Source organism: Collimonas arenae, from assembly GCF_001584165.1.
GTDB classification, from domain to species: Bacteria; Pseudomonadota; Gammaproteobacteria; order Burkholderiales; family Burkholderiaceae_D; genus Collimonas; species Collimonas arenae.
Genome location: NZ_CP013233.1, coordinates 1,211,508 through 1,227,606, shown reverse-complemented (window position 1 = coordinate 1,227,606; position 16,099 = coordinate 1,211,508). Strand labels below are relative to the sequence as shown.

15 protein-coding genes are annotated in these 16,099 nt (G+C 58.3%); 6 read left to right on the top strand and 9 right to left on the bottom strand.

Annotated features, from left to right (window positions below; translation table 11 throughout):
• Positions 1-4 precede the first annotated feature (4 nt).
• Both CAter10_RS05735 and CAter10_RS05730 read left to right on the top strand, forming a co-directional pair.
• Positions 5-1,723, top strand: a complete 1,719-nt coding sequence (locus tag CAter10_RS05735; RefSeq protein ID WP_061532659.1) for an ABC transporter ATP-binding protein — start codon at positions 5-7, stop codon at positions 1,721-1,723.
• 151 nt (positions 1,724-1,874) lie between these two features.
• Positions 1,875-2,507 carry a trimeric intracellular cation channel family protein gene (locus CAter10_RS05730; protein ID WP_197467191.1) on the top strand — a complete coding sequence of 211 codons (633 nt, stop codon included), beginning with the start codon at positions 1,875-1,877 and terminating at the stop codon, positions 2,505-2,507.
• A gap of 95 nt (positions 2,508-2,602) precedes the next feature.
• Here the strand turns inward: CAter10_RS05730 and CAter10_RS05725 are convergent, their stop codons facing one another.
• Positions 2,603-3,061 carry a winged helix-turn-helix transcriptional regulator gene (locus tag CAter10_RS05725; RefSeq protein WP_061535183.1) on the bottom strand — a complete coding sequence of 153 codons (459 nt, stop codon included), beginning with the start codon at positions 3,059-3,061 and terminating at the stop codon, positions 2,603-2,605.
• 208 nt (positions 3,062-3,269) lie between these two features.
• On the opposite strand from CAter10_RS05725, the gene CAter10_RS05720 reads away from it, so the two are divergent.
• On the top strand, positions 3,270-4,484 hold the full coding sequence (locus tag CAter10_RS05720) for an MFS transporter (protein WP_061535182.1): 1,215 nt from the start codon (positions 3,270-3,272) through the stop codon (positions 4,482-4,484).
• Here CAter10_RS05720 and CAter10_RS05715 read toward each other — a convergent pair.
• Positions 4,457-5,449 carry an MFS transporter gene (locus tag CAter10_RS05715; RefSeq protein ID WP_250637117.1) on the bottom strand — a complete coding sequence of 331 codons (993 nt, stop codon included), beginning with the start codon at positions 5,447-5,449 and terminating at the stop codon, positions 4,457-4,459. The two genes, CAter10_RS05720 and CAter10_RS05715, sit on opposite strands and share 28 nt — an antisense overlap.
• Positions 5,353-5,826, bottom strand: coding sequence for an MFS transporter (locus CAter10_RS23940; RefSeq protein WP_250637116.1), 474 nt, complete (start codon positions 5,824-5,826; stop codon positions 5,353-5,355). Before CAter10_RS23940 ends, CAter10_RS05715 begins: the two co-directional genes overlap by 97 nt.
• 214 nt (positions 5,827-6,040) lie before the next feature.
• Between CAter10_RS23940 and CAter10_RS05710 the strand changes: the two genes are divergently transcribed.
• A complete protein-coding gene (locus tag CAter10_RS05710) occupies positions 6,041-6,751 on the top strand; it encodes an ArsR/SmtB family transcription factor (protein WP_061535181.1) in 711 nt (236 codons plus the stop codon).
• A 12-nt stretch (positions 6,752-6,763) separates the two neighbouring features.
• Here the strand turns inward: CAter10_RS05710 and CAter10_RS05705 are convergent, their stop codons facing one another.
• On the bottom strand, positions 6,764-7,684 hold the full coding sequence (locus CAter10_RS05705) for a LysR substrate-binding domain-containing protein (RefSeq protein WP_061535180.1): 921 nt from the start codon (positions 7,682-7,684) through the stop codon (positions 6,764-6,766).
• Positions 7,685-7,821: 137 nt separating this feature from the next.
• Between CAter10_RS05705 and CAter10_RS05700 the strand changes: the two genes are divergently transcribed.
• The gene (locus CAter10_RS05700) at positions 7,822-9,099 is read left to right on the top strand and encodes an MFS transporter (RefSeq protein WP_061532658.1); all 1,278 of its coding nucleotides are present in this window, start codon (positions 7,822-7,824) and stop codon (positions 9,097-9,099) included.
• Between the two features lie 184 nt (positions 9,100-9,283).
• A complete protein-coding gene (locus tag CAter10_RS05695) occupies positions 9,284-9,793 on the top strand; it encodes a hypothetical protein (protein ID WP_061532657.1) in 510 nt (169 codons plus the stop codon).
• Between the two features lie 4 nt (positions 9,794-9,797).
• On the opposite strand, the gene CAter10_RS05690 is transcribed toward CAter10_RS05695, so the two are convergent.
• From CAter10_RS05690 to CAter10_RS05670, 5 genes are all read right to left on the bottom strand, one after another.
• Positions 9,798-10,853 (bottom strand): permease, encoded by a 1,056-nt coding sequence (locus CAter10_RS05690; protein WP_061532656.1) that lies wholly within the window; start codon positions 10,851-10,853, stop codon positions 9,798-9,800.
• A gap of 231 nt (positions 10,854-11,084) precedes the next feature.
• Positions 11,085-11,345, bottom strand: a complete 261-nt coding sequence (locus CAter10_RS05685) for a PAAR domain-containing protein (RefSeq protein ID WP_061532655.1) — start codon at positions 11,343-11,345, stop codon at positions 11,085-11,087.
• Between the two features lie 157 nt (positions 11,346-11,502).
• Positions 11,503-12,462 carry an SEL1-like repeat protein gene (locus tag CAter10_RS05680; protein WP_164840421.1) on the bottom strand — a complete coding sequence of 320 codons (960 nt, stop codon included), beginning with the start codon at positions 12,460-12,462 and terminating at the stop codon, positions 11,503-11,505.
• Positions 12,463-12,470: 8 nt separating this feature from the next.
• Positions 12,471-14,066, bottom strand: a complete 1,596-nt coding sequence (locus CAter10_RS05675) for an SEL1-like repeat protein (RefSeq protein WP_128082992.1) — start codon at positions 14,064-14,066, stop codon at positions 12,471-12,473.
• Between the two features lie 107 nt (positions 14,067-14,173).
• A complete protein-coding gene (locus CAter10_RS05670; RefSeq protein ID WP_061532652.1) occupies positions 14,174-16,096 on the bottom strand; it encodes a phospholipase D-like domain-containing protein in 1,923 nt (640 codons plus the stop codon).
• Between the last annotated feature and the right edge of the window lie 3 nt (positions 16,097-16,099).

Sequence of the window (16,099 nt, the reverse complement as noted above, 5' to 3'; positions counted from 1 at the left end):
CAACATGAATTCGACCAACACCACACCGCAAGCGGCAGATCAACCGCTGTTGCGCGTACGCGACCTGCGCGTCAGTTTCCGCGCCGACAAGAAAACCATGATCGAAACCGTCAAGGGCATTTCCTTTGACATCCCACGCGACACCACCGTCGCGCTGGTCGGCGAATCGGGCAGCGGCAAATCGGTCAGCTCGCTAGCCGTAATGGGCCTGCTGCCACCGGATAATTCCAGCATTGCCGCCACCAGCGTCATCGAATTCGAGGGCCGCAATCTGCTGGCCATGTCGATTGATGAACGGCGCGACATGTGCGGCAAGGAAATCTCGATGATTTTCCAGGAGCCGATGACCTCGCTCAATCCAGTCTTCACGGTTGGCTTCCAGATCGGCGAAGTGCTTCGCCTGCATATGGGCATGGACGCCAAGCAGGCCCGCAAGCGTTCCATCGAGCTGCTGGAGGAAGTCGGCATCCCATCGCCGGCGACCAAAGTAGATGCCTATCCGAGCCAGATGTCGGGCGGCCAGCAGCAGCGCGTGATGATCGCCATGGCGATTGCTTGCGAACCGAAACTGCTGATCGCCGACGAGCCGACCACCGCGCTCGACGTCACGATCCAGAAACAGATCATCGATTTGATCGAGGCGCTGCGCAAGCGTCACAAGATGTCGGTCCTGTTCATTACCCATGACCTGGCGCTGGTCGGCGAAATTGCCGATCAAGTGATCGTCATGCGTCACGGCGAAGTGCGTGAGAAAGGCACTGTGCGCCAGATCTTCGAGAACCCGCAGGACCCGTACACCAAGGCCCTGCTGATGTGCCGTCCTTCGCTCGACACCCGTCCATGGCGCCTGCCGGTTATCAGTGACTACATGAACGGCAACAACGGCACCGAACTCGATCTGCGCGAACGCACCCGCGGCTGCAGCGGCAAGGAAGATATCCTGCTCGACGTGCGTGGCTTGGGCAAGAGCTTCTACTCGCGCGAAGGCTTGTTCGGCCGCAAGGAATTCCAGGCGGTCAAGGATGTCTCGTTCAAGCTGGCGCGTGGCAAGACGCTCGGCGTGGTGGGCGAATCCGGTTCCGGCAAGACCACCGTCGGCCTGACCCTGATGCGTCTGCACCAGGCCACAGCTGGCCAGGCGCTGTTCGAAGGCAAGGACATCATCGGCATGTCGAACCAGGAGTTCATGTCCTACAAGCGGCGCATCCAGATCATTTTCCAGAACCCGTACGCCTCGCTCAACCCGCGCTTCACAATCGGCCAGATCCTGCTGGAACCGATGCGTATCCACCAGATCGGCAGCGACGACAACGAGCGCACCGAAATGGCGATGCAGTTGTTGCAAAAGGTTGGCCTGCCGACTGCTGCCTACCACCGTTATCCGCATGAATTTTCCGGCGGCCAGCGGCAACGGATTGCGATTGCACGCTGCCTGACCTTACGTCCGGAAGTGCTGGTGTGTGATGAATCGGTATCGGCGCTGGACGTCTCGGTGCAAGCCCAGGTGCTGAATCTGCTGCAAGACCTGCAGGAAGAATTCGGCATGAGCTACATCTTCATTTCGCATGATCTGTCGGTAGTCAAATACCTGGCCGACCAGGTGATGGTGATGCATCAAGGGAAGGTGGTCGAACTAGCCAACTCGGATGACCTGTACCACAATCCGACCCATCCTTACACACGTCAATTGCTGAGCGCCATTCCACGCGGCCTGCAAAACTGATGGCGTAAAGCGCCCTTCAAGGCGCAGACAAACGGGGCGTCGGAACCGCTGCACGGCGAGTCTGACGCCCCGTTCCCGTTTACCTGGCGTTGACGCCTGCCCCATTTCGTTATAGCGTGCCACCACCAGACATAATCAGGCGATGCCGTCGATGACCAGGATCAAACTGAAAACTGAAACTGTGGTGCTGGCGGCCGATCTGGCCGGCACCCTGGTGTTCGCAATAGAAGGTGCGCTCAGTGCGATGCGCAGCAATCTCGACCTGCTCGGCGTGATGGTGATTTCATTCATCGCTGCGCTTGGCGGCGGCGTGATCCGTGATCTGCTGATCGGCGCCACGCCGCCGAACGCGATCCGCGACTGGCGCTATCCGGTGCTGACATTCTGCGCCGGCATCCTGACCTTTGTTTTCCATTCCACTTTTCAAGCCTTGCCGCCCATGCTGATCCTGGTGCTTGACGCCGCCGGCCTGGCATTATTTGCAGTGGCAGGCGTCGAGAAAGCGACCCAGTTCGGCATCCGGCCGTTTGTTGCGATGTTAATGGGCACCGTCACCGGCGTCGGCGGCGGCGTCGTGCGCGACATCCTGCTGGCACGCGTGCCAGCCGTGCTGCAGGTCGACATCTACGCCACTGCGGCGTTCTTCGGTGCCTTCGTGGTCGTCGTGGGGCGCCGCTTCGGCTTGTCGCCTGGCGCGGCAGCGCTGGTCGGCGGCATCGCTTGTTTCAGCTTGCGCGTGGTGGCGGCAACGCACGGCTGGCATCTGCCGCGCGCAGATGGTTGATGACCACAATTTTTCGGCGCGCCTAGCACCTTGACCCCAGATGACTTCGTTGGCTGATGACCACGTAGCGCAGAAGCGATGAGGTGGATACTAGCCTAATCGCGGCCTGGCTTGAGTTTCTGCACCACCGTATCGGCCGGCCCGAGCACCCGGCCATCGCGCGACTGCAAAGCCATTTTCTGGATTACCTTGCCGCTACGGCTCTCGACCAGCCTGGAATGCGCTTCGCCTTTCGCAAACAGGTGGCTCTCTCCCCATTGCCGCAACCCCACCATCACCGGGAACAGCTCCAGACCTTTGGCGGTCAGCACATATTCCTGATACGCGCTGCCGTCGGAAGCCGGCACCACTTCCAGTATCCCGTCATCGACAAGCGTGTGCAGACGATCGGCGAGGATATTGCGCGCCACACCCAGGCTCTTCTGGAATTCGCCAAAACGGCGCATGCCGTCAAACGCGTCACGGATGATCAGCAGCGACCAGCGATCGCCGATCATGTCGAGCGAACGCGCCACCGGACAACTGTCGTCCTTCAAACTTTTTCTCTTGGCCATGATTTTCCTTTCGCCCCGGCTTGCGCTAACGCCATCCATTATCTAGTTGCATTTTAAAACCATAACACCTAAACTTCAATTGGTTTTAATTTGAAACTAGTTTTAAAAAGGAACCATCATGCCAGATATGGCAAAAATTCAAGTAGCCTCCCCGCCCCGCATCACGCGATCGCACGCGGCAAACCAGGAGCGCGTTTCGGCGCCGCCCATGTCAAAACTGCTGGTAATGCTGTTTGCGACAGCCTGCGCATTGAGCGTAGCCAATGTCTACTATGCACAACCTCTGCTGGATGCATTGGCTCACGACTTCGGTCTGAGCCTCGCTGCGGTCGGCATCGTCATCACGGCCACCCAGGTCGGCTGCGCGCTGGCGCTGCTGCTGGTGGTACCACTAGGCGACCTGCTGGACCGCCGGCGCCTGACGCTGGTGCAACTGATGCTGTTATGCACGGCGTTGCTGGCGGTGGCCGCGGCGTCTTCAGCACTCCTGCTGCTGATCGGCATGCTCGCGGTCGGGCTACTGGGAACCGCCATGACGCAAGGACTGATTGCCTACGCCGCCAATTCAGCGGCCCCGGCCGAACGCGGACGCGTGGTCGGCGCGGCCCAAGGCGGCGTCGTGATCGGCCTGCTGCTGGCGCGCAGCTTGGCGGGATGGATCGCCGATCTGGCCGGCTGGCGCGCAGTCTACCTGGTCTCGGCCGTCATTTCCTTGTTGATGCTGATTGCGCTGCGACGCTTGCTGCCGCAATCATCGGCGCCAGCCGAGCGCCTTCCCTACACCACATTGCTTGGCTCGATGTTCACCTTGCTGGCACGCGAGCGTGTGCTGCAAATCCGCGGTGTACTGGCCATGTTGATGTTTGCCGCATTCAGCGCTTTCTGGAGCGCGCTGGTGCTGCCGTTGAGCGCACCGCCCTATTCGTTCTCGCATAGCGCGATCGGCGCATTTGGGCTAGTCGGCGTGGCTGGCGCTTTGGCGGCGGCACGTGCCGGAGAATGGGCCGATCGCGGTTACGGTCAATCGACCACCCGCGCGGCGTTGCTGCTATTGTTGGCTTCATGGCTGGCGCTTGGATTCATGGGACACAGCTTGTGGCTCCTGATTCTCGGCATCCTGCTGCTGGACCTGGGTGGACAAGCGCTGCACGTCACCAACCAGAGCATGATTTTCGCCAGCCAGCCTGCTGCACATAGCCGGCTGGTCGGTTGCTACATGTTGTTCTACGCGGTCGGCAGCGGCATCGGTGCGATCTTGTCGACCGCCGTCTACGCTGCCGCAGGATGGAACGGCGTCTGCGTGCTTGGTGCAGGCATCAGTTTGCTGGCACTGCTATTTTGGAAGCTGACTCTGCGGCATATGCCCAAAACTGCATGCCTCCCGGCAGCGCCGCTTTACAGCAGCGATGGCGCTGGCGCTTGAGCCAAGGCCAGTCGCCAGGCTAACGCCACCGCCAACGATGCGGCTGCAGCCACCCATAAGGCCAGTTGCATGCCAGCCTGAAACGACTGGACCGAGGCGATCATCGCGCCAAAAATGGCGACGCCCAGCGCCGCTCCGGTTTGCCGCGCCGAGTTGAGCACACCGGCCGCAATACCGGCGCGCTCTTGCTCGATTGCTGTCATCAATGCTGCCGTCGCCGCCGGCGTAATCAATCCTGCGGCAAAGCCGACAGCCGGCATCGGCAATGCCAGCAACCAGTATGACGATGCCAGGGTGGCGACCAGCAAACCGAGAAAGCCAGCGGCGTATAAGCCCAGCGCGGCGAACACCAGTCGACGCGCGCCATAACGGCTGACCAGGCGATTGGAGACGATGCTGCCGGCAGCCACCAACGCGGTCAACGGTAGAAATGCCAGGCCGGTGCGTAGCGGCGAATAATGTTTCTGCTGCTGGAAATATAGGCTCAGAACAAATACCAATCCATAGAAAGTCAGCGCCGAGGCCAGTGAGACAAGGGTCGCGCCGGAGAATGTTCCGTTCCTGAAAAAAGACAGCGGCAGCATCGGTTGCAGCCGGTGCCGCTCCAGCATCAGGAACATGATGGCGGCGGCAGCGCTGACGACGCAGCCGGTCAATATCGGTGCGCTGCGCCATCCATATGCGGGTGCTTCGATCAATACCGCAATCAATGTGCCGAGCGCCACGATCGCCGTGCCCTGCCCTGCCAGGTCGAGCGACCGCGCCGGCATTCTTCTGCGCTCGCTTGCGATCCCCCAGGTCAGCCACATGCCAAGCATGCCGAGCAGTAGGTTCGCAAGGAAGATGCTGCGCCAGTCGAACAGCTGGATCAAGATGCCGCCCACCAGCGGCCCGGCCGCCATCGCCGCGCCGCCAAACCCGGCCCAGACGCCGATGACGGCAGCCCGTTGCACAGGCTCGGGCAAGCCTGCTTGATCAGGGTCAGAGACGACGGCAACAGCATTGCCGCACCGGCTCCTTGCAGAGCACGGGCCATGACAAGGAGATGCAAGCCGTTACTCAAGCCGCACCAGGCCGAGGCCAAGGTAAACACGGCGAGACCGGCAAAATACATATTCCGCGCGCCCCAACGATCGCTCAAGGTACCACCGCTCAACAGCAAGCTGGCCAAACTCAGGGTATATGCGTTCACTACCCATTGCAGTCCGCCAATATCGGTGGCCAACGCGCCGGCGATGCGCTCCAGTGCGACATTGACGATAGAGGTATCCAGAATCACAACGACATAGCTGAGACTGGTTGCCGCCAAAATGCGGCGCTGTCCGGAAGTGAGGTTGAGCATGGTTCAGTACGCCTGTACCGGAACGTTGGACCAGCCGCCATCAAGGCAGGAAATGCCATTACTGTTTTGTGCACGCATCATTAGTCTCAGCTCGATTGATTGGAGTTTGAGTGTAGCAGCGACGGTCGGCCTGATGCTTCGATACGTGTCGAAGCATGCAACCTGTTTTCGGGACTATACTGCCTGCGAAAACTCGAAGAACCGGGGCTCGCAGGTGCATCCACAACCGAATATCTCTGCCGTCGCTTTCCTTATCGCCGATCCGGCGCGCGCAGCCATGCTGATGACGTTATGCGATGGCCGCGCCCTGCCGGCCGGCGAACTGGCGCATGCAGCAGGCGTCACCGCGCAAACCGCCAGCGCCCATCTCGGCAAGCTGCTCGACGGTGGCCTGCTGCTGTGCGAACAGCAAGGCAGACATCGCTACTACCGACTAGCCAATTCCCAGGTCGCGCAAGCGCTCGAACAACTCGCTGCCATCAATCCGACTGCAGCGCTCAAGCGCAAACCCTTGAGCCGCACTGCACAGGATTTGCGCCTGGCGCGCTGCTGCTACGATCATCTGGCAGGACAAGTCGGCGTTGCCTTGACCCAAGCGCTGCAAGAGCGTGGCCTGCTGGTGGCCGGCGCCGGCAAACGATTTGATCTATCGGAAGCCGGCATCGCCTGGTTCGCAGCAATGGGCGTGGATATCGGTCTCATCAAGCCGGGTCGGTATGGACTTGCACGGCAATGCCTTGACTGGACAGAACGTGCGCATCATCTGGCCGGTCCGCTCGGGGTGCGTTTGATGGCGGCACTGAGCGAGGCCGGGTGGCTGCGGCGCTCATCGTCGTCGCGTGTCGTGCAAATCACGCCAAAGGGATGGGCGGGATTAAAAGCCCAGCTTGGGATTGATCAGCGCAGCGTGGAACAGATCGAATAGGCAGATAGATTATCAGGCCGGCGCGACCTTCCTGATTGCATCCTGAACTGCTTGCAGCAGCAATTCTTCGAGCCGCGTCACCGCCGGCCCCGCCATCGCCTGCGCGCGGTATAGCGACAAGCCGATCGACGGCAACGACGGCAAGCCGGCCTGCTGCGGATCGAGGATGCGCAAGCTGGCCGGCAGCCCGATCGGCGTGCGTACCGTCAGTCCGAGTCCGGCCGCAGAAGCCGCCCACAGGGCCGACAGGCTGGCGCTAGTGAATGCATGGCGCCACGGAATTCCGGCTGTATCCAGCGCCGTCGATGCAATGTCGCGCAGCAGGCAAGGCGCATCCAGCAAGACCAGCGACAGCGGCGCGCTCGCCGCCGCATTCGGATCATCCACTGGCCGCTGCCAGTCCAAATTATCCTGCACCGGTCCGATCCAGCACAAAGGCAAATCTGCCACCCGTTCGCCGTTCAACGCTGGCGGCGTGCCTTCCCATAACAGAGCCAGATCGATGCGTCCCAAGCTGGCGCGCTCACGCAACTCCGAGCTGCGCGCCACGCACACTTCCACCCGCACCTTCGGATGCGCACGCATGAAACGGCCCAGCACCGCCGACAGCAGCGCTTCGCCGAAATCCTCCTGCAAGCCCAGCTTCACCTCTCCTTCCAATTCAATGCCACGCACGGCACTGGCGGTTTCATCATTCAGCTCGAGCAGGCGGCGTGCATAGCCAAGCAGCGTCTGACCGGCGTCGGTCAGCGCCAGCCCACGCCCGGCCTTGCGAAAAATCGGCGCACCCGCCTGCTCCTCCAATTTTTTCAGCTGCGCGCTGACGGCCGAAGTGGATCGCCCCAGCCGGTCGGCCGCCTTGGCGTAACTGCCGAGGTCAATGCCGGCGACGAAGGTCCGCATGATGTCCAGGTCAAAGCTGATTTGGCGCATGAATTCATCCCGTTTTTCAAAACCATCAATTCGAAACTTTCTGATATTCAAAAGTATCGCGTAAAGCCATACTCGCTGCAAGCGCTGAAAGCCACCCTTGCAGTGCTGACAATTTTTATCCGACACGGAGAATCACAATGTCCCGATCTGCCGCCTTCGCCAACAACCGCCGTCATCGCTGGAAAGTATTAGGTGTCGGCGTCGCCGCCAACGCCAGTTTTTCAGCAGCATTCAGCGGCATTCCAATCACCGCCGTACTCATCCGTTCCAGTTACCAGTTGGGCAATGCGGAACTGGGATTGGTGCTGGGCCTGATGGGTCTTGGTATTGCACTGAGTGAACTGCCGTGGGGCCTGCTTACCGATCGCTGGGGCGATCGTCCGGTGCTGCTGTCCGGCCTCGCCGCCACCGCCGTCGCATTGTTGCTGATGGCATTGTTCGTTGCGCCAGCGCCCGGCCACGTGCCCGGCCTGCCGCTGCTGGCCGCCGGCTTGCTGTTGGTTGGCCTGCTAGGAGGCAGCGTCAACGGTTCCAGCGGCCGTGCAGTGATGACCTGGTTTGACGAAAGCGAACGCGGCCTGGCCATGAGCATCCGTCAGACCGCAGTGCCGCTGGGTGGTGCCACCGGCGCACTGATCCTGCCAGCGCTGGCCGCCCATCTCGGCTTTGCCGCGGTGTACGGCGTGCTTGCCGCATTCTGCACGATTACCCTGTTTTTTACCTGGCTGTGGCTGCACGAACCAGCCAGCAAGCTTCACGGTAAAAGCGCGGCGCATTCCGTCACAGCTGTACCCGCCCCATTAAAGGATCTTCGATTGTGGAGCATCGTCGCCGCCATCGGCGTCCTCTGCGCGCCGCAGTTTGCGATACTGTCGTTCGGCACGGTGTTCCTGCACGATTTCAGCCACGCTGGCATCATCGCCATCACCTTCGCCATGACGACCTTGCAATGTGGCGCGATGGTGATGCGCATCTGGAGCGGCCGCTGGACCGATCGCCATCGCAACCGACGCGAGTTCCTGCGCGTCTGCACCATCGCCAGCGCGATTGCCTTCGCTGCGCTGGCCGCACTGGTCGCCATCGCCGGACAACTGCCGACGTTGCCGTCATTCATGACAGTGCTGTTGGTCGCCACCCTGGCACTGACCGGGATCTGCGTATCTGCCTGGCACGGCGTTGCCTACACCGAACTGGCCACTATCGCCGGCGCCCGCAATGCCGGCACCGCACTCGGCATGGCCAACACCAGCGTATTCGTGATGTGCTTCCTGACACCCTTGGCCATCCCACATATCCTGACCTTCGGCAGTTGGCCGGGCGTATGGCTGGCGGGCAGCCTGTGCGCACTGATCGCGCTAGCGTTTTTCCCTAAGCCAGCGCCAGTCGCAACCGCATGCCCGCAGCAGGCCTTTTAGAAACCCGGCGTGTTCGCGTGCCACTTGAGATTCTTAAATTCAACGGTTCAATACGAATTTTGAGATAACGCAGGACAAAAACCGCAAACGCTGCCGCGAGGCAAGTTAAACTAACGATGTAAAGGATAGAAACCGTCAAATTGACCCACGACTGTATAAGACGAACCCACACAACAGGAAGCCGATGTCGACGTTCCCCAAGAGTTTGAGAAGCATTATTCTTTTCGCGTTTTCTGTTTTGGCATCAGCCCATTCACAAGCAGAGCAAGGCAATCTGTTCGGCATGATCGAGAACCAGCCGATCAGCGAAACCTGGCTCAATGCGGGCTTCTATTCCTATCATTTCGATCGTGACAAGGGCTTGAACGGCAACAACCTGGGGCTGGGCGTCGAATATCGGTTTTCAACTGTCGCATCCGCCACCGCAGGACGCTTCTACAACAGCGATCGGGAATATTCGAATTATGTCGGCGTCTATTACCAGCCCATCTATGTCGGCCCGGTACGTCTAGGCGTAGTTGCAGGTGGATTCAACGGTTATCCGAAAATGCGCCATGGCGACTGGTTCCTGGCGGCCATTCCAGTCGCCAGCATCGAATACAAGCGAGTCGGCTTGAACCTGGCTATTATTCCAAGCTACAAGGACAGGCTGTATGGCGCACTCTCGTTTCAGTTGAAGATGAAGGTTTTTTAAAGGTCTAAAGCAGCAGCGCGCCCACCAGTCCGCTGACCACGCCAACCAGCACTGTCAGCAAGGCCACCACCACCAGCACCTTGCCGTCAAAATCCTTGCGCAGCATCAGCAGCGAAGGCAGGCTGACGCTCGGCAACGTCATCAGCAACGCCACTGCAGGCGCCATACCCATGCCCAGCGACAGCATGGTCTGCACGATGGGAATTTCAGCGGCGGTCGGGATCATGAACAGCATGCCGACAATCGCCATCGGCAGCAGCCACAGCAAACCGTTACTCATGGCGCCATCGACATGCGGGAACAGCCAGACCCGCGCCGCGCCCATCAACAATACCGCCAAAATGTAAACCGGAATAGTGTTCCAGAACAATTGCCACAGGCTGCGCGCCCAGCGCACCAAGAATTTTTTCTGGTCAGGCGTGCTGGCATCCACCACCGCTACCAGAGCCGATTCAGGCATTTGTTCAGGGCGCGAGATGCGTTGGGCGATCAAAGCGACGCCAAGCACCAGCACCACGCCCGCGACCAGGCGCAACACCACGAAGCCCCAGCCCAACACAAAGCCCATGAATACCAGCGTCGCCGGATTGAGCACAGGATTGGCAATCCAGAAGGCCAGCGCGGCGCCCACCGAAACCTGCTGGCGGCGCATCCCAGCCACTACCGGCGCTGCGCAGCAGGTGCACATCATGCCGGGCAAAGCGAACAGGCCGCCACGCAAGGCAGAGCTGAAACCGCTGCCGCCGAACATGCGCAACAGCCAGTCGCGCGGAATCAGCACTTGCAGCAAGGAACCGAGGATCACCCCCAGCACCGCAGCTTTCCAGATTGCCAGGAAATACACCTTGGCATAGCTCAAGGCGGCATTCACCGGGTCGCCCGGGTTATCGTTGAGAATCGAAGCGCCGATGCTGTGCTTGTCGGCGGCGACGAATGATTTCAGGTAGTAAGGCGACCATTTGACGTAGTATAGGCCGATCACGGCGACCAGCACAAACAAGGCAGGCTTCCACCAGAACGATAGACCTCTTGCTGGCGATGGAGGAGAAAGAGTATTCATGGCGGGTAAATTGATAGTTGAAGATGCAAGGCATCATAACCCAACGCAACTCCCAAGCGCACCGAACGATAACGACTTTTCCTACGGCGGCAGCATCTGTTTCATTCGGTGCGATCGAGACACTTCATGCTGACGAAGCATTTACTTCTCTACGGTGACAGCGCCGCAAAAAAATGATCATTTAAGCAACACCTCTCCATCCGTCGTCAGATTATGGTCACCAGCCCGGTGTTACGATGCGACAGTAAAACTACCAGTCGCAATCACCGTGCTGCCGCACGCAGTTTTGCATGCATGCAGTACCACCGAAACCCCTTCGTCAAGCATGCTGCAGCCCTCGACAATCTGGTTGTCGCCGTGCTCCGGGCAACTGACCGCATCGCCGACGCGTGCATTGCGACGGCCATCGATCATCATGCTGCCACTTGCGGTTATCACCTGGCCACCATGGCTGGTGGCGTCGCCTTCGCGGCAAATTGGACGATCCGTCATGTGTTTCCTTTTCCAGTTGTTATAGTTGAAATGCGCGACAACCTCGGGCCGCCTCACGCAAATGACGCATCATGATGCGGATTTTCCAGCGTGGCTTGCTTTCATACCGACTAGGGCTAGAAAAATGTGCATTAGGTGGTCGGCTTGGCGGCGTTGATCAACGATTCTGTTTTGCCGTCCCATTGGGGAGTTTGGCCGGAGGTAGTGGCAGGATTTTATCGAGATTGGGGAAGCGTAGATCGGGATTGTGGTACAGGGCGTCACCCAAAGCGCTGTAGCGTTCGGAGCGTGCAGTGTCTATAAAATTATTGGTTAGAGGAGACATGTTCCGAAAATTGGAAGAAAGAGAATTCGCGCAATCCTCGCATCCCATTTTGACACCTTCATGCAGCACTTTAAGAGCGCGATTATTATCCTCATTTAATTCTGGGCGAGTACCTCTAATCGTCATCCCAAGTTCGTACGCCGCTTTGCCGTAGCCCTGCGCAAAGGCACACTCCAGCATTTTTAGCCCTACCTTGCGGTTTCCCCAAAATCCTTCTCGCGGATTGTCATAGGTAGCACTTAATGCCTTTCCTAAGAAAGTTTGTGCACTCGGGCTTCCCTTGTCGGCGGCCAACTCCCAGAAACCATATGCACGACTGATATCGCCGGTTACACCCGCTCCGTTTTGATGGAAACTCCCCATCAAATCAAAGGCCGCCGGAATGCCGAGTTGCATACCGCGCTCTACAATCTGCACCGCCCGTTCCGGCTCAGCGGCGACCTCATAGGGCGCAAAGCCATCGCCATCAATCAGCACACCCGCTAGATTCATCATGGCCTTCCAGTGATTCTTATCGGCAGCCTTCTGCCACAGTTCTACCGCCTTTGGGTAGTTACGTTGATTCGGCGGTAAGTCGCGGCTGGTCAGGCGCAAGCCTTCCTGAAACCACGCATCTGCCTGGGCGTCTATCGGCGGCACATTATTGACTTCGTATTGGCAAACGAAATCATTACGATAGGGATCAAAGGCTTTCAAGGCCATATTGCGCGGCAACGCCGGTTTCACGGAACAGGCGCTCAAGGCAAACATGGCCAACAAGGAAACGGCGATCAGATAACGTACATGATGCACCCCTCTCATCACGCCGCTTCGACTAGATACCATTTCATTTCGTGGCTCTCCACATCCAGCAGCCAGTCCTTTTTCGGGTCCGGGAACGGTTGTCCCTGGAGTGCAAAGGTTTCCTTCCAGCGCCGGTTCACCAAAGACCGGAGCGGATGTCCATCCGGCAGGATTGGTTGCCACACCCCGCTACGCGAACACGGCTCGTCCCCGCTGCATGACGACAAGGCGGGATTGGCTTCCGCCATGCGCCAGATACCCCGGCGTACCTCAGCAGGCAATTCGTTCGGCCGCACCTTTTCCGGAACGCCCATGTAATGCCACATAATGCGGCCGTCATCAGAGATCAGGCCAGGGCGCGTTCTGTCAAACAATTCGCCCTTGGCGTAGTAGTGCGGCGCCTGATGTTGATCCCACGCATGGTGACGGGAAGTGACCGGCTGCAGCAGCTGCGCCAGCCAGTAGCCGGTGTAAGCGGCAGCGGTGGTTTCGTATTGCGGCCGGAGATAGCCCGCGTGGGGCAAGTCGCGCGCCTCATCGGCCGGCGGCCAGGGATTTTTCGGCAGCACCCAGCCTTGTGGAATGTGCGCACGGCCGGACAGGTTGGCTCCTGGTGTGACAGCCGGCGGCGGCGGTGCAGGGACGACCGGCTTGGCGGCGTTGATCAACGATTCTGTTTTGCCGTCCCATTGGGGGAGTTTGGCTGGTGGTAGCGGCAGGATTTTATCGAGGTTGGGGAAGCGTAGATCGGGGTTTTGGTAGAGGGCATCGCCTAAAGCGCTGTAGCGTTCGGAGCGGGCCGTGTCGATGAAATTATTGGTAAGAGCGGATATGTTACGGAAATTTGAAGACAAAGAGTTCGCACAATCCTCGCATCCCATTTTGACTCCCTCGTGCAGAATTTTGAGTGCGCGCGGATAATCCTTGTCGGTATTCCCCAATGTAACGCCAAGTTCTAAAGCCGCTTTACCATAACCCTGCGCATAAGCGCACTCCAGCATCTTTAAGCCTATCTTGCGGTTCCCCCAGAAACCTTCTCGCGGATTATCGTATGCAGCTTTAAGTGCTTTCCCCAGAAAAGTCTGCGCACTTGGACTTCCCTTGTCCGCTGCCAATTCCCAAAAACCATAAGCACGGCTGACATCTCCTGTCACACCAGCTCCGTTTTGATGAAAACTCCCCATCAAATCAAAGGCAGCTGGAATGCCAAGCTGCATGCCGCGCTCTACAATTTGCACCGCCCGCTCCGGTTCAGCCGCGACCTCATAGGGCGCAAACCCATCGCCATCAATCAGTACCCCTGCAAGGTTCATCATGGCCTTCCAGTGGTTTTTATCTGCGGCCTTCTGCCACAGTTCTACCGCCTTTGGATAATTGCGTTGATTCGGCGGCAAATCAGCGCTGGTCAGGCGTAAGCCTTCCTGAAACCATGCCTCCGCCTGTGCATCAATCGGCGGTACGTTGTTGACTTCGTATTGGCAAACAAAAACCTTACGATGGGGATCAAAGGCTTTTAAGGTCATGTTGCGCGGTAAGGTTGGTTTCATAGAGCAGGCAATCAAAGTAAAAGTGGCTAATAAAAGACAGATAATTAGTTGGGCTAGGCGGCGCATTATTTGTCCTTAACCATGTCGAAATGTGATGGCGCGAGTATCGTGGAAGGGTATTAAGAAACCAGTGATGGAACCATGGGCTGTTACGCTGTCATCATTCTTTCTCATCAACTCTTGCCAATCCTCAAACGCATTAGCAATCGCCGTGATACCCCCATCGTCGCCATGACATTCCCCAAATCCCCCTGAATGCTGCCCCAAACCCGCCTCCGCAATTCCGCAGCCTTGGCCGCATCATCCGTCACCATATTGATCTCACTATCACCGGCCATGCTGCGCAGGTTCATGTTGGCGCTGCCCAGCGTGATGAACGAATCGTCGATAATCATCAGCTTGCTGTGGATATAGATTTGCCGGTAATTGGACACCTGCTTGGGTAAAGGACGGCCTTTGTTGTGGGTAATCAGCCGCCCTATCAGCACCTTGAGGCCGAGGGCTTTGATCTCGCCGGTTTTTGGGTTCTTTACCGGCTCCTGCACGCGCTCGGATGTCTGCAGCAGCCAACCTTTAACGGGTGTCATGCCGGGCTCTTCCATCTGCTGCTGCGGCGTCATCTTGTTCCAGGCAACGACATCGTTGTTGTATTTTTCCTGGGCAGCCTCGATGACGCTTTTCTGGCCGTCGGGTTTGCGGGGATCGATACCGGTCATGCTCTGGCCTTCGCCCAGGCTCTTCACCATATCGTAAGTGCGCGGCACCATGCCGTCATCTTCCGGCGAGGGCATCACGACAAACAAGTGTAGAAGCTTGGCATCACGCGGCTTTACTCCGGCAGCGCAGGACCATTTGGTAAATTCGGCGCGCTTCTCTTTCAGATGGCGCACCCAGCGCTCGTAAAAGAAATACTGGTTTTCTATATACAAGTAATTGCGCGCCAGGCCGCTAGCCTGGAAGTAGGCGTTCTTGATGGTTTTATCGCCCTCCTCCGGTTGCGTACGCACGATTTGTATCCTCGATCCACCCGCCACCTTTGGCAAGCTCGGTGGCAATGCCGTACTTTCTCCCGGGTGTGGTTGCCCCTTGGCGCGTACCCATGCAGTCAGAAAATTGTTGTGCACATCCTGCAATGCAGCGCCCCGGATGCGACTGACATAGTCATGCAGCGGATCGCGGCTGATCCGGTGGGTGGCGCCCAGGGCTTTGGCAGTATCCGACTTAAGCACCCAGTCAGTTTCACGCAATGGCGTGTCGAATAGATGCTCGGCAGTGTCCCAATAGTCACTGGTGGAATTCAGGCCCATCACGTAACCGACCGCCTTCGCTCCTCCTTCACGCGCATAGTCGATCAGAACCGTCTTCTGGTGATGCGTGCCGTTCTTGACGATAAGGTCGTACTCGTTGATCAAGCCACCATGGCTTGGCGCAACGGTACTGGGCATGTCTTCCGGGCTGGCCGGATTTTTCAGGCTTTTCAGAATCGCATCAGGATTGCCTTTGCGGAATTTGACTTCCAGGTTCTTTATTTTTCCATGCAAGGCTTCGCGCCACCACTGCACACAAAAACCCTGGCGCAATTGCTCCGGGCTGCGTGGATCGTTGCCCAATACCGGCAGTGGCGGCTGGAGTCCGACTGCCATAGCATCTTCGGCGCTAGTGGAGGGTGAATCGATTAAGTAGCCCTTGCGCTGGTCACCGGTGTAGCCAACCAGATTGTTCTGTATATAGCTCGGCAAACGATCGTACCAAACCAGCAGGCGTACCTTGACATCCCGTCCTGCAGCTTCCGTCAGCATGCTGCCAAATACCCACCCGCGCGGCCATGCGCTATTATCCTTGCGCTCCAATTCCATGCCGGGATCGAAACCCCAGCAGATCAGATCGAGCGTCTCTTTGGCGGCGGCGATATCTTTGGCAATTTCTGCAAAAGACTGCTGGCCACACATATAAATATCCAACTGATTGTCCTGCGTAATAGGATGCTTGGCTTTATCCAATTCACAAAACCATTGCACCGTTGCGGTACAGTTGCGGCTGTTCAAATCGACGTGGGTCGTATTGCTGTTATGCGTTTTTAGCACGGTATCGCTCATGAT